This is a genomic window from Streptomyces sp. NPDC055243, from assembly GCF_044544025.1.
In the GTDB taxonomy this organism is placed as follows: Bacteria; Actinomycetota; Actinomycetes; order Streptomycetales; family Streptomycetaceae; genus Streptomyces.
On the sequence record NZ_JBITWR010000003.1, the window covers coordinates 86409 to 107819 of the forward strand.

At 70.4% G+C, this 21411-nt stretch carries 20 protein-coding genes; 15 read left to right on the top strand and 5 right to left on the bottom strand.

From position 1 onward, the window contains the following. Positions 1-163: 163 nt before the first annotated feature. Entirely contained in the window at positions 164-961 is a 798-nt protein-coding gene (locus ACIGXX_RS10195) for a class I SAM-dependent methyltransferase (RefSeq protein WP_399974528.1), read from the bottom strand. 187 nt (positions 962-1148) lie between these two features. On the opposite strand from ACIGXX_RS10195, the gene mshA reads away from it, so the two are divergent. The 4 genes from mshA (at position 1149) to ACIGXX_RS10215 (ending at position 5173) form a co-directional block, all read left to right on the top strand. Next, positions 1149-2495 (top strand): D-inositol-3-phosphate glycosyltransferase, encoded by a 1347-nt coding sequence (gene mshA / locus ACIGXX_RS10200; protein WP_351168465.1) that lies wholly within the window; start codon positions 1149-1151, stop codon positions 2493-2495. Continuing rightward, positions 2488-3018, top strand: coding sequence for a YbjN domain-containing protein (locus ACIGXX_RS10205; RefSeq protein WP_351168467.1), 531 nt, complete (start codon positions 2488-2490; stop codon positions 3016-3018). Before mshA ends, ACIGXX_RS10205 begins: the two co-directional genes overlap by 8 nt. A gap of 127 nt (positions 3019-3145) precedes the next feature. Continuing rightward, positions 3146-4810 carry a glycoside hydrolase family 55 protein gene (locus ACIGXX_RS10210; RefSeq protein ID WP_399974532.1) on the top strand — a complete coding sequence of 555 codons (1665 nt, stop codon included), beginning with the start codon at positions 3146-3148 and terminating at the stop codon, positions 4808-4810. A 147-nt stretch (positions 4811-4957) separates the two neighbouring features. Beyond that, positions 4958-5173, top strand: coding sequence for a hypothetical protein (locus tag ACIGXX_RS10215; RefSeq protein WP_351168470.1), 216 nt, complete (start codon positions 4958-4960; stop codon positions 5171-5173). Positions 5174-5264: 91 nt separating this feature from the next. Here ACIGXX_RS10215 and ACIGXX_RS10220 read toward each other — a convergent pair whose 3' ends face one another. Continuing rightward, the gene (locus tag ACIGXX_RS10220) at positions 5265-6026 is read right to left on the bottom strand and encodes a phosphoglyceromutase (protein WP_351168472.1); all 762 of its coding nucleotides are present in this window, start codon (positions 6024-6026) and stop codon (positions 5265-5267) included. 199 nt (positions 6027-6225) lie between these two features. Between ACIGXX_RS10220 and ACIGXX_RS10225 the strand changes: the two genes are divergently transcribed. Then, positions 6226-7521, top strand: coding sequence for an MDR family MFS transporter (locus tag ACIGXX_RS10225; protein ID WP_399974536.1), 1296 nt, complete (start codon positions 6226-6228; stop codon positions 7519-7521). Between the two features lie 35 nt (positions 7522-7556). Here ACIGXX_RS10225 and ACIGXX_RS10230 read toward each other — a convergent pair whose 3' ends face one another. Continuing rightward, on the bottom strand, positions 7557-9548 hold the full coding sequence (locus ACIGXX_RS10230; RefSeq protein ID WP_383819037.1) for a YncE family protein: 1992 nt from the start codon (positions 9546-9548) through the stop codon (positions 7557-7559). A gap of 238 nt (positions 9549-9786) precedes the next feature. Between ACIGXX_RS10230 and ACIGXX_RS10235 the strand changes: the two genes are divergently transcribed. Continuing rightward, on the top strand, positions 9787-9945 hold the full coding sequence (locus tag ACIGXX_RS10235) for a hypothetical protein (protein WP_351168478.1): 159 nt from the start codon (positions 9787-9789) through the stop codon (positions 9943-9945). Between the two features lie 165 nt (positions 9946-10110). Here the strand turns inward: ACIGXX_RS10235 and phoU are convergent, their stop codons facing one another. Beyond that, positions 10111-10791, bottom strand: coding sequence for a phosphate signaling complex protein PhoU (phoU, locus tag ACIGXX_RS10240; RefSeq protein ID WP_160510362.1), 681 nt, complete (start codon positions 10789-10791; stop codon positions 10111-10113). 283 nt (positions 10792-11074) lie between these two features. Here phoU and ACIGXX_RS10245 point away from each other — a divergent pair, with 283 nt between their 5' ends. Both ACIGXX_RS10245 and ACIGXX_RS10250 read left to right on the top strand, forming a co-directional pair. Beyond that, entirely contained in the window at positions 11075-12334 is a 1260-nt protein-coding gene (locus ACIGXX_RS10245; protein ID WP_351168480.1) for an ATP-binding protein, read from the top strand. Next, positions 12331-13011, top strand: coding sequence for a response regulator transcription factor (locus tag ACIGXX_RS10250; RefSeq protein ID WP_030362171.1), 681 nt, complete (start codon positions 12331-12333; stop codon positions 13009-13011). Before ACIGXX_RS10245 ends, ACIGXX_RS10250 begins: the two co-directional genes overlap by 4 nt. 72 nt (positions 13012-13083) lie before the next feature. On the opposite strand, the gene ACIGXX_RS10255 is transcribed toward ACIGXX_RS10250, so the two are convergent. Continuing rightward, entirely contained in the window at positions 13084-13809 is a 726-nt protein-coding gene (locus tag ACIGXX_RS10255) for a DUF461 domain-containing protein (RefSeq protein WP_361467206.1), read from the bottom strand. A gap of 650 nt (positions 13810-14459) precedes the next feature. Between ACIGXX_RS10255 and ACIGXX_RS10260 the strand changes: the two genes are divergently transcribed. The 7 genes from ACIGXX_RS10260 (at position 14460) to ACIGXX_RS10290 (ending at position 21343) form a co-directional block, all read left to right on the top strand. Next, complete coding sequence (locus ACIGXX_RS10260) at positions 14460-14942, top strand: CarD family transcriptional regulator (protein ID WP_003953493.1); 483 nt, start codon at positions 14460-14462, stop codon at positions 14940-14942. A 300-nt stretch (positions 14943-15242) separates the two neighbouring features. Further along, positions 15243-15971, top strand: coding sequence for a 2-C-methyl-D-erythritol 4-phosphate cytidylyltransferase (gene ispD, locus ACIGXX_RS10265; protein WP_351168484.1), 729 nt, complete (start codon positions 15243-15245; stop codon positions 15969-15971). Next, positions 15961-16467, top strand: a complete 507-nt coding sequence (gene ispF, locus ACIGXX_RS10270) for a 2-C-methyl-D-erythritol 2,4-cyclodiphosphate synthase (protein WP_399974543.1) — start codon at positions 15961-15963, stop codon at positions 16465-16467. The genes ispD and ispF overlap by 11 nt, the downstream gene beginning before the upstream one ends. A gap of 118 nt (positions 16468-16585) precedes the next feature. Beyond that, a complete protein-coding gene (locus tag ACIGXX_RS10275) occupies positions 16586-16990 on the top strand; it encodes a PPOX class F420-dependent oxidoreductase (protein ID WP_351168487.1) in 405 nt (134 codons plus the stop codon). 90 nt (positions 16991-17080) lie between these two features. Beyond that, positions 17081-18481, top strand: coding sequence for a cysteine--tRNA ligase (gene cysS, locus ACIGXX_RS10280; protein ID WP_351168489.1), 1401 nt, complete (start codon positions 17081-17083; stop codon positions 18479-18481). A 124-nt stretch (positions 18482-18605) separates the two neighbouring features. Next, positions 18606-19571: a 23S rRNA (guanosine(2251)-2'-O)-methyltransferase RlmB gene (gene rlmB, locus ACIGXX_RS10285; protein WP_351168491.1), complete on the top strand. Its 966-nt coding sequence runs from the start codon at positions 18606-18608 to the stop codon at positions 19569-19571. Positions 19572-19696: 125 nt separating this feature from the next. Then, positions 19697-21343, top strand: coding sequence for a DoxX family protein (locus ACIGXX_RS10290; protein WP_351168493.1), 1647 nt, complete (start codon positions 19697-19699; stop codon positions 21341-21343). Positions 21344-21411: the final 68 nt, after the last annotated feature.

Genomic DNA, 21411 nt, shown 5'->3' on the forward strand with positions numbered 1-21411 from the left:
TCAGTAACTTACGGTTGCCCCGGGGATGGTGCCATGCCGACGCGCAATGCGACAGAGCGCGGCGACGACTCCGATCCCCACCCGCCCCATGTGACGAACGGCATGCGGAGATCGTTCCCCGCAGGTCGGGGGCCCTGCGCGACGGCGGTGCGGGGCGGGGGAGTCACGCCTGACGCGGTGCCAATGCTCCCCATCGCACCGTCAATTCACCCTGCCGCCACCGCACGGACCGGTCCGCGACCGGCCAGTCCGCGGCCAGGTCACGCACCGTCCTGATCCACCGCTGCCGGGCGCCGTACGAGGCGTAGGGCGCCGCGGCGGCCCAGGCCCGGTCGAAGTCGCGCAGGAACGCGTGCACCGGCTCGCCCGGCACGTTCCGGTGGATCAGCGCCTTGGGCAGCCGCTCGGCGAGGTCGGACGGCCGGTCGAGGGAGCCGAGGCGGGTCGCGAAGGTCACGGTGCGCGGCCCCTCGGGGCCGAGCGCGACCCAGACGTGCCGCCGCCCGATCTCGTCGCACGTCCCCTCCACCAGCAGCCCGCCGGGCGCGAGCCGCCCGCACAGCCGTTCCCACACGGCGGCGACCTGTTCCTCGTCGTACTGCCGGAGCACGTTCGCGGCCCGGATCAGCGTGGGCCTGCCCGGCAGCGGGACCTCGAAGCCGCCGTGCCGGAAGGAGAGCCCCTCCCGCTCGTACGGCTTCGCGGCAGCGACCCGCGCCGGATCGATCTCGACGCCGACCACGCGCGCGTGCGGGGCGGCGGTCCTGAGCCGGACGAGCAGCTCGACGGCCGTCCAGGGGGCCGCTCCGTAGCCGAGGTCGACGGCGACGGGGTCCGCCGAGCGCCGCAGCTCGGCGCCGTGCGTGGCGGCGATCCAGCGGTCCATGCGGCGCAGGCGGTTGGGGTTGGTGGTCCCGCGCGTCACCGTTCCCACGGGGCGGGAAGGGGTGCGGGAGGCCATGGAGGAAAGGGTATGCGCCCTGGCGGCAGGGGTGCTCGCCGCGTCTCGCGAGGTCATTGGTTGAGCCGGAACCGGTAATGATTTGGCAAAGAGGAAATGGAGTCGTCCCTTCCGATGTTCACCCTCTGGAGGACCGTGCACGCCCTCCCTTAAGCCATGCCCGCGCGCGCACAAGGAGGACTGCCACGTGAGCCAGTACGTGTCCAGGCTCAGTCGTCGCTCGACAGCGGCGCCCAGCAGACTCCGGATTCCCGGCACCCACCGGCGCCCGCGCCGGGTGGCCATGCTCAGCGTGCACACGTCCCCGCTGCACCAGCCCGGCACGGGCGACGCGGGCGGCATGAACGTCTACATCGTGGAGCTGGCCAAGCGCCTCGCGGCGATCAACATCGAGGTCGAGATCTTCACGCGCTCGACGACCGGCGCACTGCCGCCCGCCGTCGAGCTCGCCCCGGGCGTCCTGGTGCGCCACGTGGACGCGGGGCCGTACGAAGGCCTGGCGAAGGAGGAGCTGCCCGCCCAGCTCTGCGCCTTCACGCACGGCGTGATGCAGGCATGGGCCGGCCACCGCCCCGGCTACTACGACCTGGTCCACTCGCACTACTGGCTCAGCGGCCACGTCGGCTGGCTGGCCGCCGAGCGCTGGGGCGTGCCCCTCGTGCACGCCATGCACACCATGGCGAAGGTCAAGAACGCGGCGCTGGCGGCGGGCGACACCCCGGAGCCCGCGGCGCGCGTGATCGGCGAGACGCAGATCGTGCGGGCGGCCGACCGGCTGATCGCCAACACCTCCGAAGAGGCCGACGAGCTCGTACGGCACTACGAAGCGGACGCGGGCAAGGTCGCCGTGGTCCACCCCGGCGTGAACCTCGACCGCTTCCGCCCCGCCGACGGCCGCGCTGAGGCCCGCCGCCGCCTCGGCCTTCCGCAGGACGCGCTCGTCCCGCTCTTCGCGGGCCGCATCCAGCCCCTGAAAGCACCGGACGTCCTGCTGCGCGCGGTCGCGGTCCTCCTGGACCAGCGCCCCGAGCTGCGCTCGAACATCGTCGTACCCGTGGTGGGCGGCCCCAGCGGCAGCGGGCTCGCGAAGCCGGAGGGGCTCCAGAAGCTGGCCGCCAGGCTGGGCATCGCGGACGTGGTCCGCTTCCAGCCGCCGGTGGGCCAGGAGCAGCTCGCGGACTGGTTCAGGGCGGCCTCGGTCCTGGTGATGCCCTCGTACAGCGAGTCCTTCGGCCTGGTGGCCATCGAAGCTCAGGCGGCGGGCACCCCGGTCCTCGCCGCGTCGGTGGGCGGCCTGCCGGTCGCCGTACGCGACGGGGTGACGGGCTTCCTGATCGACGGCCACGAACCGGCCCACTACGCGCGCGTGCTGCGCGATTTCGCCGAGAACCCGCACCTGGCGGACCGCATGGGCGAGGCCGCCGCACAGCATGCGCAATCCTTCGGCTGGGACACGGCCGCGTCCGCCACGGCGGACGTGTACACGGCAGCGGTGCACGAGCACAGGCGTCGCGTACGCTCGCATCATGGCTGATGAGGCGGCGAAGGCGGCGGTGAAGGATGCGGCGGCGAAGGACGCGGCGGCGGTCATCGAGGGGACGCTGACAGAGGCGGACCTGGAGTGGGAGAACCCGGAGCCGGGCTCGTACGTGGTGACGCTCCCCGGCACGCGGAAACTCTCGACGACCCTCTCCGTGAAGCTCGGCAAGCACGCCCTGTCCCTGACGGCGTTCGTGATCCGCCACCCCGACGAGAACCACGACGCGGTCCACCGCTGGCTCCTGGAGCGGAACCTGCGCCTGTACGGCGTGAGTTACGCGATCGACTCCCTCGGCGACATCTACCTCACCGGCAAGCTCCCGCTCTCGGCGGTCACCCCGGACGAGCTCGACCGCCTGCTCGGCTCGGTCCTGGAGAACGCGGACGGCTCCTTCAACACGCTCCTGGAGCTGGGTTTCGCGTCGGCGATCCGCAAGGAGTACGCGTGGCGGGTGTCGCGCGGGGAGTCCACGCGGAACCTGGACGCGTTCACTCACCTGACTCAGCCGCAGGGCTGAACTCGCCTCCGCCAGAGGACTTTCAAGAGGACCCGTAGGACATCTTCCCCGTACGGGGGCCCCGTGGCATGCTCGCGCCCATCGCAGACATGAATGGCGTTCACATCCATGGAAGGTGGCGGCGGGCATGGGCAGGGAACACCCCACGCGGCGGGGCGTACTGGGCGGCGCGATAGCGGTGGCGGCGGTCGCGGTGAGCGGCGGGACGGCACAGGCATACACGGGCAGGGGCGAAACCCCCGCCCTCTGGCGGGAGTTCAGGGCGACCCCGCACACGCACCCCCAGATCCCCTACGTAGCCCGCGCGGGCGCCCGCTCCGGCATCCGCCGCCTCCCCCGCCGCAAGGTGGTCGCGAACGTAAGGGACTACGGAGCGAGGCCGGACGGCACGACGGACGCGGCCCCCGCGATCAACCGCGCGCTGGCGGAAGCGGGCGCGCGGGGCGGCGGCACGGTCGTCGTCCCGCCCGGCGACTACCGCGTCGACGACATCATCCGCATAGCCCACGACAACGTGGTGCTTCGTGGGGCGGGCAGCGCTCGCACCACCCTCCACGCGACGAAGAACCTCACGGAACTGATCGGCCCCTACGGCTCCCGCTACGGCGGCGACAAGTCGAGCTGGTCCTGGGCCGGCGGCCTCATCTGGCTCTGCCCGCAGCGGCGTTGGGAGTCGCTGACGACGGCCATCAAGGCGAAGGCGTGGCCTTTCGAGGGCTGGACGGGCAACAAGAGGGACGAGTGGGAAACTCTTACGGCGGCCGCCCCCGCCAGACGCGGCGACCGCACCCTGAGGGTCACGGACACCTCCCGCCTCCACCCGGGCGACCTGGTGCTCCTGCGCCTGGCGGACGACGCGGACCACACGCTCCTGGAGCACATGGCGGGCGGGGGATCGGGCCCGGAGGCGTACACCTGGGACGACAAGACGAAGCTCACGTCGTACGTCCCCTACGAGTGGCCGGTGAGGGTCACTTCCGTACGGAAGAACACGGTCACCCTGGAACGCCCGCTCCCCTTGGACGTACGGGAGGAATGGGACCCGCGCCTGACGACGCACGTAAGAGCACTGATGGGCGCGGGAGTCGAAGGCCTGACCCTGCAAGCAGTGGAAACCCCTCAATCCCCCCACCTCCTGGACAAGGGCTACAACGGGGTCACGTTCCAGTGCGCGTACGACTGCTGGGCGGACGACATCGTGGTCCGGCACGTGGACAACGGCTTCGGCCTGGTGGGCGCTTCGGCCTGCACGCTGCGCCGCACGCGCGTGGAGGGCAGGGGCGCGCACCACCCGTACTTCTGCCGGGAGGGCTCGCACGACAACCTGACCGAGGACTTCCACATAGCGCAGCGGACGGCCCCGGCCCCGCCGGGCACCCAACTCCACGGCATCAACGTGGAGGGCCTGTCCTCCTACAACGTCTGGTCCCGGGGCGAGATGGAGATGGGCACGTTCGACAGCCACCGAGGCATGCCCTTCGCGAACGTCCGCACGGACATCACGGTCGACAACAACGGCCGCCACGGCGGAGACGCCAGCGCGGGCCCCCTCTTCGGCGCCCGCTTCACCCACTGGAACATCCGCGTCACCAACGGCCGCGCGGGCCTGATGAAGATCGACGCCCTGGCCCCGTACAGCGCGACGGTAGGCATCAACGAGGTCCGGGAGTTCGACCAGACCGACGTACCGGACTTCTCCAGAGACCTGCACTCCCGGATCGAGCTCTACGGGACGACGGACAGGGTGCGGCCACGGAATCTGTATGAGGCGCAGAGGGAGCTGTCGCTGTAGCCGTGGTCCCACCAAGTCGGCCGATTCGGCCCCAGACGGGTGCTTTGCCGCCAAACCCGTCCAACTGAGTGCACCCCTCAGACAGTTCGAGCTACACAGGAGGACTGAGGAACTGGGCCGTTCTTGCTTGATGGGGGGACTCGCCAAGTGGTGCTGACGATCGATCTCGCGGTTCTGCTGGCTGTCGTCATCTTCTTGCTGTGGCGCAGACGCGTGAAGCCCAGGACCCGGCTCGACACGGGCCTGACCATGACCGTCGTGCTGGTCTTCGGGGTACTGATCGCCCCGACCGCCTTCGGGCACGGAATCATGGACGCCGTGAGCGAGGTCGCACAGGGCATCTCGGACGTGGGCCAACCGTGACCGCCCCCGGGCGGCAGCCCCCACCCGGCACAAAGCCCCCTGCCCGCGAAAGATCGCGGGCAGGGGGGCTCAGATCACTTCTGGCGTCGGGCTACTTCTTCTTGCCCTGGTTCTTGACCGCCTCGATCGCCGCCTTCGCCGCGTCCGGGTCGAGGTACGTGCCGCCGCGCTTCAGCGGCTTGAAGTCGGCGTCCAGTTCGTACGCCAGCGGGATGCCCGTCGGGATGTTCAGGCCCGCGATGTCCTCGTCCGAGATGCCGTCCAGGTGCTTGACCAGGGCGCGCAGCGAGTTGCCGTGGGCCGCGACCAGGACCGTCTTGCCCGTCAGGAGGTCCGGGACGATGCCGTCGAACCAGTACGGGAGCATGCGGACGACGACGTCCTTGAGGCACTCCGTCTGCGGGCGCAGCTCCGGCGGGAGCGTCGCGTAGCGGGGGTCCTCGAACTGCGAGTACTCCGCGTCGCGGTCCAGCGCCGGCGGCGGGGTGTCGTACGAGCGGCGCCAGAGCATGAACTGCTCCTCGCCGAACTCGGCGAGCGTCTGCGCCTTGTCCTTGCCCTGCAGGGCTCCGTAGTGGCGCTCGTTCAGGCGCCAGCTGCGGTGGACCGGGATCCAGAGGCGGTCGGCGGACTCCAGGGAGAGCTGCGCGGTGCGGATCGCGCGCTTCTGGAGCGACGTGTGGACCACGTCGGGAAGCAGGCCGGCGTCCTTGAGCAGCTCGCCGCCGCGCGTCGCCTCCTTCTCGCCCTTCGCGGTGAGGTTCACGTCCACCCAGCCGGTGAACAGGTTCTTCTCGTTCCACTCGCTCTCGCCGTGGCGGAGGAGGATCAGCTTGTACGGTGCGTCGGCCATGCCCCTGAGCGTAATCGAACCCCCGGGTGCCCCGCGCGTCCGCCCGGACCCCGGACAGTGCGGGCGTGAGACGGGCGACAGTTGACGGGTTCTGCTAATCCGCTGGCTCTTCCGGACCGCCGAGTCGTAATGTTCGCTCGTCGCTAGCGACGCTTACATTGAGCGCTCTGTACGTACGACTGATCCGTGGGGGACCCCGATGCCACTCGCCGCCCTGAGACGCGCCGCCAAGGACTCCGTCTCCGGTCTTCCCCGCGCGTTCTGGTGGCTGTGGATCAGCACCCTCGTCAACCGTCTCGGTGCCTTCGTCGCCACCTTCATGGCGCTCTACCTGACACTCGACCGCGGCTACTCCGCCACGTACGCCGGTCTCGTCGCCGCCCTGCACGGCCTCGGCGGTGTCGTCTCCTCGCTGGGCGCCGGTGTCATGACCGACCGGCTCGGGCGGCGGCCCACCCTCCTCATCGCCCAGACCTCCACCGCCCTGTCCGTGGCGCTGCTCGGCTTCATGAAGGACCCGCTGGCCATCGCGGCCGTCGCGTTCCTCGTCGGCATGGCGAGCAACGCCTCGCGGCCCGCCGTCCAGGCGATGATGGCCGACATCGTCCGCCCCGAGGACCGGGTGCGGGCCTTCTCGCTCAACTACTGGGCCATCAACCTCGGCTTCGCCATCTCCTCCACCGGCGCCGGTTTCATCGCCGAGTTCAGCTACCTCGCCGGGTTCCTCATCGAAGCCGTGATGACCCTGGTCTGCGCGATCGTCGTCTTCGTGAAGCTGCCGGAGTCGAGGCCCGTGCGCACCGCCCAGGAGAAGGCCGCCGAGCCGGACGTCGGCCTCGGGGCCGTCCTGCGCGACGGGCGTTTCATGGGCGTCGTGGGGCTCTCCTTCCTCATCGCGCTGATCTTCCAGCAGGGCTCGGTGGGGCTGCCCGTCGCCATGGGAGAGGCCGGGTTCACGCCCGCCGACTACGGGATGGCCATCGCCGTCAACGGCGTGCTGATCGTCGCCCTTCAGATCCCGGTCACCCGCTTCATCGAACACCGCGACCCGCAGCGCCTGTTGGTCGTCTCCGCGCTGCTCGCGGGCTACGGCTTCGGGCTCACCGCGTTCGCCGGGTCCATCGGCGTCTTCGCCCTGACCGTGTGCGTCTGGACGCTGGCCGAGATCGTGAACGCCCCGACGCAGACCGGCCTCGTCGTACGGCTCTCACCGCTGCACGGCAGGGGCCGCTACCAGGGCATGTACACGCTGTCCTGGGCCGTCGCCGCGCTCGTCGCCCCGCTGATGTCCGGCTTCGTCATCGACCGCTTCGGAGCCGAGTGGCTCTGGGGCACCTGCGCGGTCATCGGGACGGTCGCCGCCCTCGGCTACTGGTCGCTGATGAGGGGGCTCCCGGCGGAGGGGGACGGGGACGGGACGGTGGGAGTGGTGCCCACACCCACCGTCCCCGCCCCCGACGCGGTCGCCGACCGCGTCCCCGGTGTCACCGGGTGAAGCTGAGGTGCTTCACCAGGTGAAGTCGAGGTGCTTCACCGGGTGAAGTTGAGGTACTTCCAGGACCCGTGCGTCGTCGAGTTCACGTTGTCGCCCGACGAGTTGTTGATGTACGAGGCGCGCATCCGCGCCCGGATGCCCGACTCGCCGGGAGCCTCCAGGCGCACGGCGGACTTGCCGTTCGTACCGAGCTTGAAGTACTCGGAAGCGCCCGCGGAGCGCCACCTGCCGTCCACGCGCACCTCCAGCTGGAAGCGGTGCTTGCGGCCCTGGTAGTACGTCATCGACGTCGTGAGGACCGGATCGGTGTTCTTGTGGAAGTAGTGGTACGTCGTGGAGCCGATCTTGCCCGTCTTGTAGTGCTTGGAGACGGACGTGGAGACCTTCACCTTGGCGCCCACCGTGGACGTGGCCTTCTTGGACGTGTACCGGGCATCGCCCGCGAAGACCGCGGTGACGTCCGTGTCGCGCTTCATGTCGACGGTGGCCGACAGGTCGCCGCGGGAGTTGACGACGCCCTTCTTGATCAGCTTGTTGGGCTTGTCGGCGCCGTAGGGGTTGGCCCAGATCTCGACGGTGCGGTTCTTGTACGTGGTGCCGAGGTGCGCGGTGAAGGAGACGTCGGCGCCGTAGCCGTAGACGTTGCCGTTCTTGTTCAGCGTCAGCTTGGTCGCGGTCCGCGCGACGTCGACCGTGTCCGAACCGGAGGTCGCGGCGTGCGTGGCGTCACCCGCGTACGCCACCTTGTACTTCACGTTCCCGCCGGCCGGCGGGACGTCGGTGAACGAGAAGGAACCGTCCGCCTTGGTCTTCGCCTTGGGCAGCGCCTTGCCGTCGGGGGACTCGATGTCCGTGCGCGTGACGGTCAGTTCGGTCCCGGCGGGCAGCGGCGCCGCCGTGTCGGCGAGCTTGCCGGTGACGGTGAGGGTCTTGGCGCGGGGTGCCTTCGTGGGGGCGGTGACCGTGAGCTTCGGCAGCGACTTGCCCGGCTCGGTCAGGACCCGCAGCGAGAAGACGCCCTCGCTGTTCTCGGAGACCGCGAAGAGGCGGCTGCCGTCCGGCGCCCAGGCGAGCCCGCCCTCGGCGAGCGTGTCGGCGCCGCTGCTGTTGCCGGTGTTCGGGAACTCGTACTCCCGGACCTTGGACCACTTGCCCTGCCGGTAGATGTGCACGTCGGGCGCGTACCAGGAGGAGGTGCCCGCGGCCACGGTGCCGTCCGGGGCGATGTCCACGGCCGCGCCGTAGTCCCCGGAGTCGTAACGGCCCACCGGCGACAGGTCCTTGGTGGAGTACACCGGGTGGTAGTACGGGGCGCCGCTCGCCGTGACGATCTGGGTCCCGTCGGGGGAGACCGCGATGTCGTCGAAGAAGCTGCCCTCCACCGACTTGGAGACCTTCAGCTCCGGCTTCGGCCCCGACACGTCGTACACGGTCAGGGTGTCGTTGCTGGTCGCCTTCTCACCGGCGACGAGGATGCCGGAATCGGGATCGGAGCCGAGTTCGGGCGCCGCGTAGAAACTCGCGTCACCGTCCTGGCCGAGCGCGACGACGGGCTCGGCGCCGGAGAGGTCGAGCGAGCCGATGCCGCCCCCGGCGTCCGGGCCGTAGCCGAACCACAGCTTGCCGCTCGCCAGCGCCAGGGTGCGCGGCTTCTCGGCGCCGTCGAGCGCGTAGCTCGCGCTCTGCGTGTACGAGGACGTCTCCACGGAGACGATCCGGTTGAGCCCCGCCACGGCCGCGTACACCTGGCCGGAGTCGGGCGAGAGCGCGAGGCCCTCGACGTCAGGGAGCCCGTCCAGGGTGGCCTTGACGGCGCCCGTGTAGTCCGTGACGACGATCTTGCCGCCCCTGGGGTCGGAGACGTAGACGCGCTGGTGCTCCCCGTCCACGAGCACGTCACCCGCCGACTTCACGTTCAGGAGCTTCGACGAGTCCGCCGCGGCCTGGCCGGACGTGACCGCGACCAGAGCCGCGGAGCTGAAGAGGACCGCGAGCGCTGTCGCGGTCGAGATGGTGCGCGTACGCACGGTATGTGACCCCCCACATAGAAAGAACCCAGGTCAGAGGCCTGGGCCTTGATCCCCCGTTGCAGCGCCCTCACAGTAGGGCATTCCTGTGAAGGTTGTGGAGAGAGTTTCGCGAGTGACTTCGCGGGCGCGAGCCGGATGCGATGGGCCCGCCGAACGCGCGTGTGCGCCGTTGGTGCGCCCCTTCCCGGTGGGCATGGAACGGGCATCAGGCAGTACGCCTTCGAGGAGGAGACCCATGGCTGAGTCCCCCATCACCGAACCCGTCCCCGAGCAGTCGGCCGACACACCCGGCCTGCCCGCACTCGTGCTCCTTGGCGCCTGCGGCTGCGGTTCGGGCTGCGGCTGCGGCTGTCAGTCGGGCGGACCGTGCCAGTGCGGCGGCTGCTGCGGCTGAGGCACCCGGAGCGAGCGATCCGGACCACTGGACCAGCGGACCGGACCACGCAAAAGGGTGCGCCCCGCACCATCCATCGATGCGGGGCACACCCTTTGCGCGTACGTCTGACGCGTACGTCTGACGCATACGTCTTGCGCGTACGTCGCCGACGCGAGGGCCTGTTCAGGCGCCTTCCACGGGCGTCCCCGTCTGCTGCATCTCGTCCGCGTGCTCGCCGGTGACCAGGTAGACGACCCTCTTCGCCACCGAGACCGCGTGGTCGGCGAAGCGCTCGTAGTAGCGGCCGAGCAGCGTCACGTCCACGGCCGTCTCGATGCCGTGCTTCCAGCGGTCGTCCATCAGGTGCTGGAAGAGCGTGCGGTGCAGCAGGTCCATCTCGTCGTCGTCCTGCTCCAGCTGGAGCGCCAGATCGACGTCCTTGGTGATGATGACCTCCGCCGCCTTGGCCATCAGCCGCTGCGCCAGCTGCCCCATCTCCAGGATCGTCGCGTGCAGATCCTGCGGAACGGCCGACGCGGGGAAGCGCAGGCGCGTCAACTTGCCGACGTGCTGGGCGAGGTCGCCCGAGCGCTCCAGGTCGGCGCTCATCCGCAGCGAGGTGACGACGATGCGCAGGTCGGTGGCGACCGGCTGCTGCCGTGCGAGGAGGGCTATCGCGCGCGCCTCCAGTTCGTGCTGCAGATCGTCGACCTTCTGGTCGGCGGCGATCACGCTCTCGGCCATCTTCAGGTCGGCGTCGAGCATGGCCGTCGTGGCGCGCCCGATCGCGGACCCGACGAGGCGGGCCATCTCGACCAGGCCTTCGCCGATCGAGTCAAGTTCCTCGTGGTACGCGTCCCGCATGTGGATGTCCCTCTCTAGTACGTCCCGGGGGGTGACCCCCACGCTCCCACGGTGCGGGTCCGACGCGTCCGTTTCCGGCATCCCGAATGAACCGTCCCTGTCACCGAGGTGAACTGTGGGCGACGCGTAGCGCGCCCCCCGGAGCCGCTCCGGCCAGGACCGGAGTAACCCGTTCGGCCGAAGTGAACCACCACCGTCCCCTCGGTGAACTCTGGGCGACGAGTGTTCGAGCCGGTACCCGGATGGCTGGGGCGGATGCTCATCCGGCGCATAACCTGGGGGCATGGACGTGAACGCGGCGGTCGCCGCAGCGGCAGCGATCGCCGGGGTGTGTACCGGTGTCATCGCCATGCTGGCGTTCCGCTGGAGCGAGCGCGACCTGAAACGCCCCACCCGGACCTCCCTGCACACAGACCCCGTACTGCCGCCGGGGGTCGACACGGTGCTCTCCGTGCTCCGCTCGTCCGCCGTCGTCCTCGACGAGGCGGACAGCGTGGTGAAGGCCAGCTCGGCGGCGTACGCCCTCGGCCTGGTCCGCGGCGGCAAGCTCGCCGTGGAGCCCATGCTCCAGATGACGCGCGACACCCGCCGCGACGGCGAGATACGCCAGGTCGAGCTGGACCTGCCGCGCCGCGGCACCGGCCGCGGCGAGGCCCTCGCCGTCTCCGCCCGCGTGGCGCCCCTCGGCTCCCGCCTGGTCCTGCTCCTCGTGGAGGACCTCACCGAGGCCCGCCGCATCGAGGCCGTACGACGCGACTTCGTCGCGAACGTGAGCCATGAGCTCAAGACCCCGGTAGGGGCACTCTCCCTTCTCTCCGAGGCCGTCATGGACGCCTCGGACGACCCCGAGGCCGTCGAACGCTTCGCGGGCCGCATGCAGATCGAGGCGACGCGCCTGACCAACCTCGTCCAGGAGCTCATCGACCTCTCCCGGGTCCAGAACGACGACCCCTTGGAGGACGCCGAACCCGTCCGTGTCGATGAACTGGTGGCGGAGGCGATCGACCGCAGCCGTCACCAGGCCTCGCACAAGCAGATCACCATGGCCGCGGGCGGCACCGCCGACCTGCAGATATGGGGCAACCGCGGCCAGCTCGCGGCGGCGCTCGGCAACCTCGTCGAGAACGCCGTGAACTACTCGCCCGCACGGACCAGGGTGGGCGTCGCCGCCCGCCGGGTCACCGCACCGGGCGGGGACCTCATCGAGGTGGCCGTCACCGACCAGGGGATCGGCATCTCCGACAAGGACAAGGAGCGCATCTTCGAGCGCTTCTACCGAGTGGACCCGGCCCGCTCCCGGGCCACCGGCGGCACCGGCCTCGGCCTCGCCATCGTCAAACATGTGGCCGCCTCGCACGGCGGGGAGGTCACCGTGTGGAGCTCCGAGGGACAGGGCTCCACCTTCACCCTGCGGCTGCCCGAAGCAGCCGCGGCCCGCGACCGCGGATCCGGTCACGGCGGGAACGGCAGCGAAGCCGACACCGCACGGCCCGGCGAGACCACTGCGTACGAACCCATTCCTGCCCCGGAGGTCCTTCCGTGACCCGAGTGCTCGTCGTCGAGGACGAGGAATCCTTCAGCGACGCCCTGTCCTACATGCTCCGCAAAGAGGGCTTCGAGGTCGCCATCGCGGCCACCGGACCCGACGGACTCGACGAGTTCGAGCGCAACGGCGCCGACCTCGTCCTGCTCGACCTGATGCTGCCCGGCCTGCCCGGCACGGAGGTCTGCCGCCAGCTGCGCAGCCGTTCCAACGTCCCGGTGATCATGGTCACCGCCAAGGACAGCGAGATCGACAAGGTGGTCGGCCTCGAAATAGGAGCCGACGACTACGTGACGAAGCCCTTCTCGTCGCGCGAGCTCGTGGCCCGCATCCGCGCGGTCCTGCGCCGCCGCGGCGAGCCCGAGGAGGTCGCACCGCAGGCCCTGGAGGCGGGCCCGGTCCGCATGGACGTGGACCGCCACGTGGTCACCGTCTCCGGCTCCAAGGTCGACCTGCCCCTCAAGGAGTTCGACCTCCTGGAGATGCTCCTGCGCAACGCGGGCCGCGTCCTGACCCGCATGCAGCTCATCGACCGCGTCTGGGGCGCGGACTACGTGGGCGACACCAAGACCCTCGACGTCCACGTCAAGCGCCTACGCGCCAAGATCGAGCCGGACCCCGGTGCTCCGCGCTATTTGGTGACGGTGCGAGGCCTGGGCTACAAGTTCGAGCCGTAGCCGGGCCCTCGGTAGACGCGTGAAGGGGCGGGAACCCGGTGCCGGGTTCCCGCCCCTTCGTACGTGCGTCGATCAGTGCTCGGCGGCGTCGCCCGCACCGTGCGACTGGGCGCCGTCACCGGCCGGCGTGGAGGCCGCCCCGGACGGCTCGGTGTTCGCGCCTTCGGCGGGCGTGCCCGAGGGGTTCGTGGAGGCCTCGCCCGACGGGTCGGTCGAGGCGCCGCCGGAAGGCTTCGTCGACGGCTTCGAGCCCGGAGCCTCGGGAACCTCGGTCGGGCCCCACTTCTTGAAGTAGCTCTCGGCCGGTACGACGAAGGTCTTCATCTTCACGTCGCCGGTCTCGCTGAAGGCGAAGACGACCGGCTGCGCGTTGCCGTCCTTGACGGCCTCGCGGCTGCTGGGCAGGACGGCGGTGGCGTTGTCCTTGCCGCCGATGACGACGGAGCCGCCGGCGGGGATCGTCAGCGGGCCGCCGCGCTTGGAGGCCTTGTCGTCCTTGCCCGGCTTGATCTCGGCCTTCTTGCCGGTACCGGTGACCGTGATCGCGTCCAGGGTCTGGTCGGTGCTGCCGTTGTTGAAGATCGTGGCGGCGATCACCGCGGGACCCGTCGACTTCAGGTCGGGCTGGGTGATCACCATGGCGTTCTGGATCTTGATGTCGCCGACGGCGGTCGCGGCGTTGTCCGGCTTGATCTCGTGCGTCTGAGCGTTGTTACCGGCGCCGCACGCGGCGAGCGACGCGAGCGAGAACGCGATGGCGGTGGCGGCGATGGCGCCACGTCGAAGGCTGCGGCTCACGGCGGCGGCAACTCCTTGAACGAGAGCGGTACGGGAGGGCGGACGGCCGTAAAGCCGTCCTAAGTGTGTGTCAGCGGGCTCAGGTTACCGAGCCGTTCCCGTGCCGCCGCACCCGACCCGCCCCTAGGACCCGCGAGCCTCTCCCGCACCCTTCCTGTCCGCCCCTCATGTCCCGCCACACACGCCCCTGCCGTCACCTGCACGCCATTGGCCTCTCGTTCACCATTCACATAAGGACCGTCAAGAGTCATCACGGCCCGTCTTGCGGATTTCCCGTAAGGAATGCATGGCGGTGCGGGGAAGTCCGGGGAATTGATCATCGGGGGCACTTGATCAATTCCGGATTCACGCCGAACGGCGGCTAGCACGTCTCTCCGGTCACCGAACGGAGTAGCGGAAGTTCACCGCTTGGAACCTGGCAAACCGGGACGTTCAGCCTCGTGGAGCGCTCTCGGAGGGCGTGTGACGGGCATGTTTCTGCTTCCCCGGAGAGCCGCTCCCACCTGCGAATACCTCGCTCCGGAAGCCCTTCGCAGCACGTTCCTGTTGCTGTTGTCAAGCCCCGAGATATGCCCTGACCTGCGAAAACGCCATTCAGAAGAGGCGGTTCTCGTGTTAGGATGGATAGCCACGGAAGGGGTACCTGTCACATGACGTTCAAGGTTGGCGACACCGTGGTCTATCCCCATCACGGGGCCGCGCTGATCGAGGCCATTGAGACTCGCCAGATCAAAGGCGTGGACAAGACCTACTTGGTGCTGAAGGTCGCCCAGGGCGACCTGACGGTACGTGTGCCTGCGGACAATGCGGAGTTCGTCGGCGTACGTGATGTGGTCGGTCAGGACGGGCTCGACCGGGTCTTCGAAGTACTGCGCGCGCCGTACGCCGAAGAGCCCACGAACTGGTCCCGTCGTTACAAGGCAAATCTCGAGAAGCTCGCATCGGGCGATGTCATCAAGGTCGCGGAAGTCGTGCGTGACCTGTGGCGTCGTGAGCGTGAGCGCGGACTGTCCGCGGGTGAGAAGCGCATGCTCGCCAAGGCTCGCCAGATCCTGGTGAGCGAGCTCGCCCTCGCGGAGAACACGAACGAGGACAAGGCCGAGGCCCTGCTTGACGAGGTCCTCGCGTCCTGATCGCGTCCTGACATACGCATACGTCTTGGCGCCATGAAATGCCGCGGTGCCCGCTGACCCTCAATGGTGTCGCCGGGCGCTGCGGCATGTTCGTACCCGGACGCGATCCGGGAAGACGCTGGTCCCCGAATACGTACGCCCTGCTCAGCGCTGTCTGGTGCTCTCTGTGCTGTTGGCGTGTGTGCCGGGCTCGGGCAGCTGGTTCGACCAGATGTCACGGAAGGGTCCGGTCAAGGCGTCGCGCCCGGCACGCTGAGGCCATACCCACCTCCCCCGAGCCCACAAACCTGAACGGAAGCGATGTCTGAGGAATCCCGCACCGCGGTCGTGATCCCCGCAGCCGGACGCGGCGTACGGCTCGGCCCGGGCGCCCCCAAGGCGCTCCGCGCGCTGAACGGCACGCCCATGCTCATCCACGCCGTACGAGCCATGGCCGCGTCCCGCGCCGTCTCGCTCGTCGTCGTGGTGGCCCCGCCGGAGGGCGCCGCCGAGGTCAAGTCCCTGCTGGCCGACCACGCGCTGCCCGACCGCACCGACTTCGTGGTGGTCCCCGGCGGCGAGACCCGCCAGGAGTCCGTGAAGCTCGGCCTCGACGCCCTGCCGGAGGGCATCGGCGTCGTCCTGGTGCACGACGCGGCCCGCCCGCTCGTGCCCGTGGACACCGTCGACGGCGTCATCGAGGCCGTGCGCGAGGGCGCACCCGCCGTCGTCCCCGCGCTGCCCCTGGCCGACACCGTCAAGCAGGTCGAGCCGGGCGAGCCCGGAGCGCCCGAGCCCGTGCTCGCCACGCCCGAGCGGGCCCGTCTGCGCGCCGTGCAGACCCCGCAGGGCTTCGACCGCGACACCCTCGTCCGCGCCCACGCCACGGTCACCGGCGACGTCACGGACGACGCGGGGATGGTCGAGCAGCTGGGCGTCCAGGTCGTCGTCGTACCCGGACACGAGGAGGCCTTCAAGGTCACGCGGCCCCTCGACCTCGTCCTCGCCGAGGCCGTGCTCGCCCGCAGGAGGGCCAACGATGGGTTCTGAGGACCAGCCGCGGCAGATCCGCCTCCCGCAGGTCGGCATCGGCACCGACGTGCACGCCTTCGAGGAAGGGCGCGAGCTGTGGTGCGCCGGACTCCTCTGGGAGGGCGAGAGCGCGGGCCTGGCCGGGCACTCGGACGGTGACGTCGCGGCGCACGCCGCCTGCGACGCCCTGTTCTCCGCCGCCGGCGTCGGCGACCTCGGCGCGCACTTCGGCACCGGCAGGCCCGAGTGGTCCGGTGCCTCCGGTGTGACGCTGCTCGCCGAGGCGGCCAGGATCGTGCGCGCCGAAGGCTTCGAGATCGGCAACATCGCCGTCCAGGTCATCGGCGTACGCCCCAAGGTCGGCAAGCGGCGCGACGAGGCGCAGAAGACGCTGAGCGCCGCGGCGGGCGCCCCGGTCGCCGTGTCCGGCACGACGACGGACGGGCTCGGCCTCACCGGCCGCGCCGAGGGCCTCGCCGCGATCGCCACGGCCCTGGTCGTGCGGACGGGCTGACCGGCGTACCGGTGACGGGTGAAATGCCGCCGGGGCAGGGTGTGTTGGAGCAGTATCGGAGAACGCACCCCGCACCGCGCGGCGTCACCCATCGACGTACGAGAGAGAGGCATCCGCCATGGCCGCCGAACTGTCCGACAAGCTCAAGGCCCTTCTCGACACCCCCGTCTTCGTCTCCGTCGCCACCATCCAGCCCGACGGCAGCCCCCAGGTCTCACCGGTCTGGGTGAAGCGTGACGGCGACGACCTGCTCTTCTCCACCACGATCGGGCGCCGCAAGGAGCGGAACCTGCGCCGCGACCCGCGCGTGACGGTGCTGCTCCAGCCCTTCGACGCCCCGTACACGTACGCCGAGATCCGCGGCGAGGTGACGATGACCACCGAGGGCGGGCAGGAGCTCATCGACGAGCTGGCCCTGAAATACACCGGCCTGAAGTACGCGGAGTTCAACCCGTCCTCCGTCAACGACGACCCCCGCGTCGTCGTCCGCGTCACTCCGCGCAAGGTCGTCGGCCGCCTCTGAGGCCTTCCGGCACCCGCGCATGTCACAGTTCCGTGCCCTGTTGACCCCAGAGGTCGCAGGGCACTGTCCTGCGACCACTACCCTGGAGTGGTGACGATTCGCCTGTACGACACCAGCGCCCGGCAGATCCGAGACTTCAGCCCGCTCATCGACGGTTGTGTCTCGATCTACCTGTGTGGCGCGACGGTGCAGGCGGCCCCGCACATCGGGCACATCCGGTCGGGGCTCAACTTCGACATCATGCGCCGCTGGTTCGCCCACCGCGGCTACGACGTCACCTTCATCCGCAACGTCACGGACATCGACGACAAGATCATCCGGAAGTCGGCCGAGCAGGGCCGCCCGTGGTGGTCGATCGGGTACGAGAACGAGCGGGCCTTCAACGACGGCTACGACGTCCTCGGCTGCCTGCCGCCCACGTACGAGCCGCGCGCCACCGGGCACATCACCGAGATGGTCGAGATGATGCGCGGCCTGATCGAGCGCGGCCACGCGTACGAGTCGGACGGCAACGTCTACTTCGACGTGAAGTCCTTCCCGGGCTATCTGGAGCTGTCCAACCAGGAGCTGGACAACCTGCTTCAGCCCTCGGGCGAGGGCGAGACCGGCAAGCGCGACCCGCGCGACTTCGCCATGTGGAAGTCCGCCAAGGAGGGGGAGCCCAGCTGGGAGACCCCCTGGGGCCGCGGCCGTCCCGGCTGGCACCTGGAGTGCTCGGCGATGGCCCACAAGTACCTCGGCCGTGAGTTCGACATCCACGGCGGCGGCATCGACCTGATCTTCCCGCACCACGAGAACGAGATCGCGCAGGCCAAGGCCTTCGGTGACGTGTTCGCGCGGTACTGGGTGCACAACGGCTGGGTCACCATGAGCGGCGAGAAGATGTCGAAGTCGCTCGGCAACTCGGTCCTCGTCTCCGAGATGGTCAAGAAGTGGCGCCCGATCGTCCTGCGCTACTACCTGGGCACCCCGCACTACCGCTCGATGATCGAGTACAGCGAGGAGGCCCTGCGCGAGGCGGAGTCCGCGTTCGCGCGGATCGAGGGCTTCGTGCAGCGCGTGGTGGAGAAGGCCGGGGGCCCCGTGGAGCCCGCCGCCGAGGTGCCGCCCGCCTTCGCCGACGCGATGGACGACGACCTGGGCGTCCCGCAGGCGCTGGCCATCGTGCACACGACGGTCCGGCAGGGCAATTCCGCCCTGGCCGCCGACGACAAGGAAGCCGCGGTGGAGCGGCTCGCCGAGGTGCGGGCCATGCTGGGCGTGCTCGGACTCGACCCGCTCGACCCGCACTGGGCCGGCGAGGGAGACCGCGGCGAGGACCTGCACGGAGTCGTCGACACGCTCGTGCGGCTCGTGCTCCAGCAGCGGGAGGCCGCGCGCGGCCGCAAGGACTGGGCCACCGCCGACGCCATCCGCGATCAGCTCAACCAGTCCGGCCTCGTCATCGAGGACGGCCCGAACGGACCGCGGTGGACTCTCGGCCCGCGCTGAGCGTCTGACCTCGCGATGTGCCGCCCGGCGACCCGGGCGGCACACTTCATATACGTACGCAGTCACGCAGTGGGCAGCCATGCAGTTCGCAGGCAGCCGCACGCAACACAGAGACAGGTAGGTCATGGCCGCTAACAACCGCCGCATGTCCGGCAAGAAGGGCGCGCAGGTCGGCAGCGGTGGAAATCGGCGCCGCGGCCTTGAGGGCAAGGGCCCGACGCCGCCCGCCGAGGCGCGCAAGGGACACAAGAAGAACCGCATCGCCAACGCCGCGGCCAAGAAGACCGCCGGGTCCGGCGGCCCCGGCGGCCGCCGTCCCGGTTCCGTGAAGGGCCGCGGCAAGGGCACGTCCGAGATGGTCGTGGGGCGCAACTCGGTCGTCGAGGCGCTGCGCGAGGGCGTGCCGGCCTCGATGCTCTACGTCCAGCAGTTCATCGACAACGACGAGCGCGTGCGCGAGGCGCTTCAGCTCGCCGGTGAGCGCGGCGGCATCCACCTCATGGAGGCCCCGCGCCCCGAGCTTGACCGCATGACCAACGGGCTCAACCACCAGGGGCTCGTGCTCCAGGTGCCGCCCTACGAGTACGCGCACCCCGAGGAGCTCGCGGCCGCCGCGTACGACCAGGGCGAGGACCCGCTGATCGTCGCCCTCGACGGTGTGACGGACCCGCGGAACCTGGGCGCCGTGGTGCGGTCCGCCTCCGCCTTCGGCGGGCACGGCGTCGTCGTCCCCGAGCGGCGTGCCGCCGGGATGACCGCCGGTGCCTGGAAGACGGCCGCCGGTGCCGCGGCGCGTACGCCGGTGGCGCGCGCCACGAACCTGACCCGCGTCCTGGAGTCCTACAAGAAGGCCGGGCTCGCGATCGTCGGGCTCGCGGCGGACGGCGACCACGAGGTCGGCGACCTCGAGGCGCTCTCCGGTCCCGTCGTCATCGTCATCGGCAGCGAGGGCAAGGGCCTCTCGCGGCTGGTCGGCGAGACCTGCGACTACCGCGTGCGCATCCCCATGCCGGGCGGCACGGAGTCCCTGAACGCCGGTGTGGCGGCGGGAGTCGTGCTCTACGAGGCGTCCCGGCGCCGCCGTAGCTAGTTCGCACCCCGGACCCCGGCCGGCCCGTATTTCGCGGGTCGGCCGGGGTCCGCTGTAGATCTTGACGCGGTCCGGACATTTCCACGCGGTCAAGGCAGTGTCCTAAACACACATCACTCGGTTAGATGAGTGTGGACACCAGAACGCCCCGCAATCCCACGGGGGGAAGCTCGTCAGGGTTCGACGAAGCTCCCGCGCTGAGCATGGTGAAGGTGCCGAGCGACCCGGCGCAGGTCATCGTGAATCACGCGAGCTTCCGCGTGCAGCTCCCCACCGCGCAGCGGACCCAATCCCCGCGTATCGCACGGCACTTGAGCAATGCCGATGACACCGTGCGCATCCCCGCAGTCGGCTCGGCCGCGCGGCGCCGCTCACCCGTCGTCTGGAGCGGGAAGTCCGAGCCGGGCGACCCCGGAGCCACCGGACTGCTGCAGGCGGTGCGCGGCACCGGCGTGCGCCATTCGGCCGAACTCGGGGGCACCTCCTACGACGACGGAGGTGCCACGCAGGTCATTCCGCGCATCGACGACGAGGACGATCTCGAGAGTACGCAGGCCACGCCTGCCGTCATCGGTCCTCGCCACCCCGATCCCGGGACCCGGCTGATTCCGCGCATGCCCATGCCGGAGAGCGACCTCGACGAGCGGCTCCCCTATGGGGACGACGACTTCGACGACGACGATGACGACGGTCGCCAGGTCGTCAGACGGCACGGGGCCGATCCCGTGCGGCACGCCTACTACCCCGGTCGCCGGATGAACCTCGGCGTCGTGCTGCTCCCGCTGCGCGTCTTCCTCGGGTTCATCTCCATCTACGCCGGCATGGGCAAGCTCTGCGACCCCGTGTACTTCGACGGCGGCGACCGCGGCTCCATGGTCAAGTGGCTCAACTCGCTGCACCCCTGGGCGCTGGCCGAGCCGCTGCGCGACTTCGCCCTCTCGCACCCGGTGGGCGCCGGGCTCTGCATCGCCTTCCTGCAGATCATCGTGGGTGTGCTCACGGTGCTCGGGCTCTGGCAGCGGGTCGCGGCCAGCATCGGCGTGCTCCTGTCCGCCGCGCTCATCGTCACCGTCAGCTGGAAGACCGTCCCCGCCTACGACGCGCCGGACATCATCTATCTGGCCGCATGGTCGCCGCTGATCATCGCGGGCGCGCCCGTCTACTCCGTCGACGGACGCCTCGCGGGCGAGGCCTGGCGCACGCTCGGGCCGCGCGTGGACATCTGGGAGCTGCGGCGCCGTGTGCTGCGGCGCGGTGCGCTCATCGGCTCGCTCGTCGTCGGCCTCACGCTGCTGATCGGTTCGATGCTCGGCGGCGCGGTGCGCGACGCCGACCGCGTGACCGTGCCGGGACCCGGCGAGGCCCCGCGCAACGAACTGCCGGGCTCACCGCTCCCGGAGGAGCCCGGAAAGCAGCGGCAGCGGCAGGGTCAGGCGTCGCAGGGGCCCACGGCCTCCGAAGCGCCGACGCAGGGCAGCAGCGCGAGCCCCACGCAGGGCGGCGGCGCGGCGGCGACCACTCCGGGCGCGGCCCCCGAGAGCGCCACCGCGGGCACCGGCACCGGCCAGGGGCAGCCCAGCCAGACGCAGGGCACCACCGGGCAGGCACCGCCCCAGCAGTCGTCGCCCCAGCAGCCTCCGTCGTCGGCGGCCGCGGGACCCACGTCCAGCGGCGGCAGCGGCGGCGGCGCGCCCGAGAGCGGCACGAACGGCGGCAGCACGGGCGGCGGCGGCAACGACCGGCTCGTGGGCGGGCTGCTCGGCGGCGGCTGAGCAGGACCGTGACCCGTACGCCGACGGGGCCCCGCACAGAGACTGTGCGGGGCCCCGTCGGCGTACGT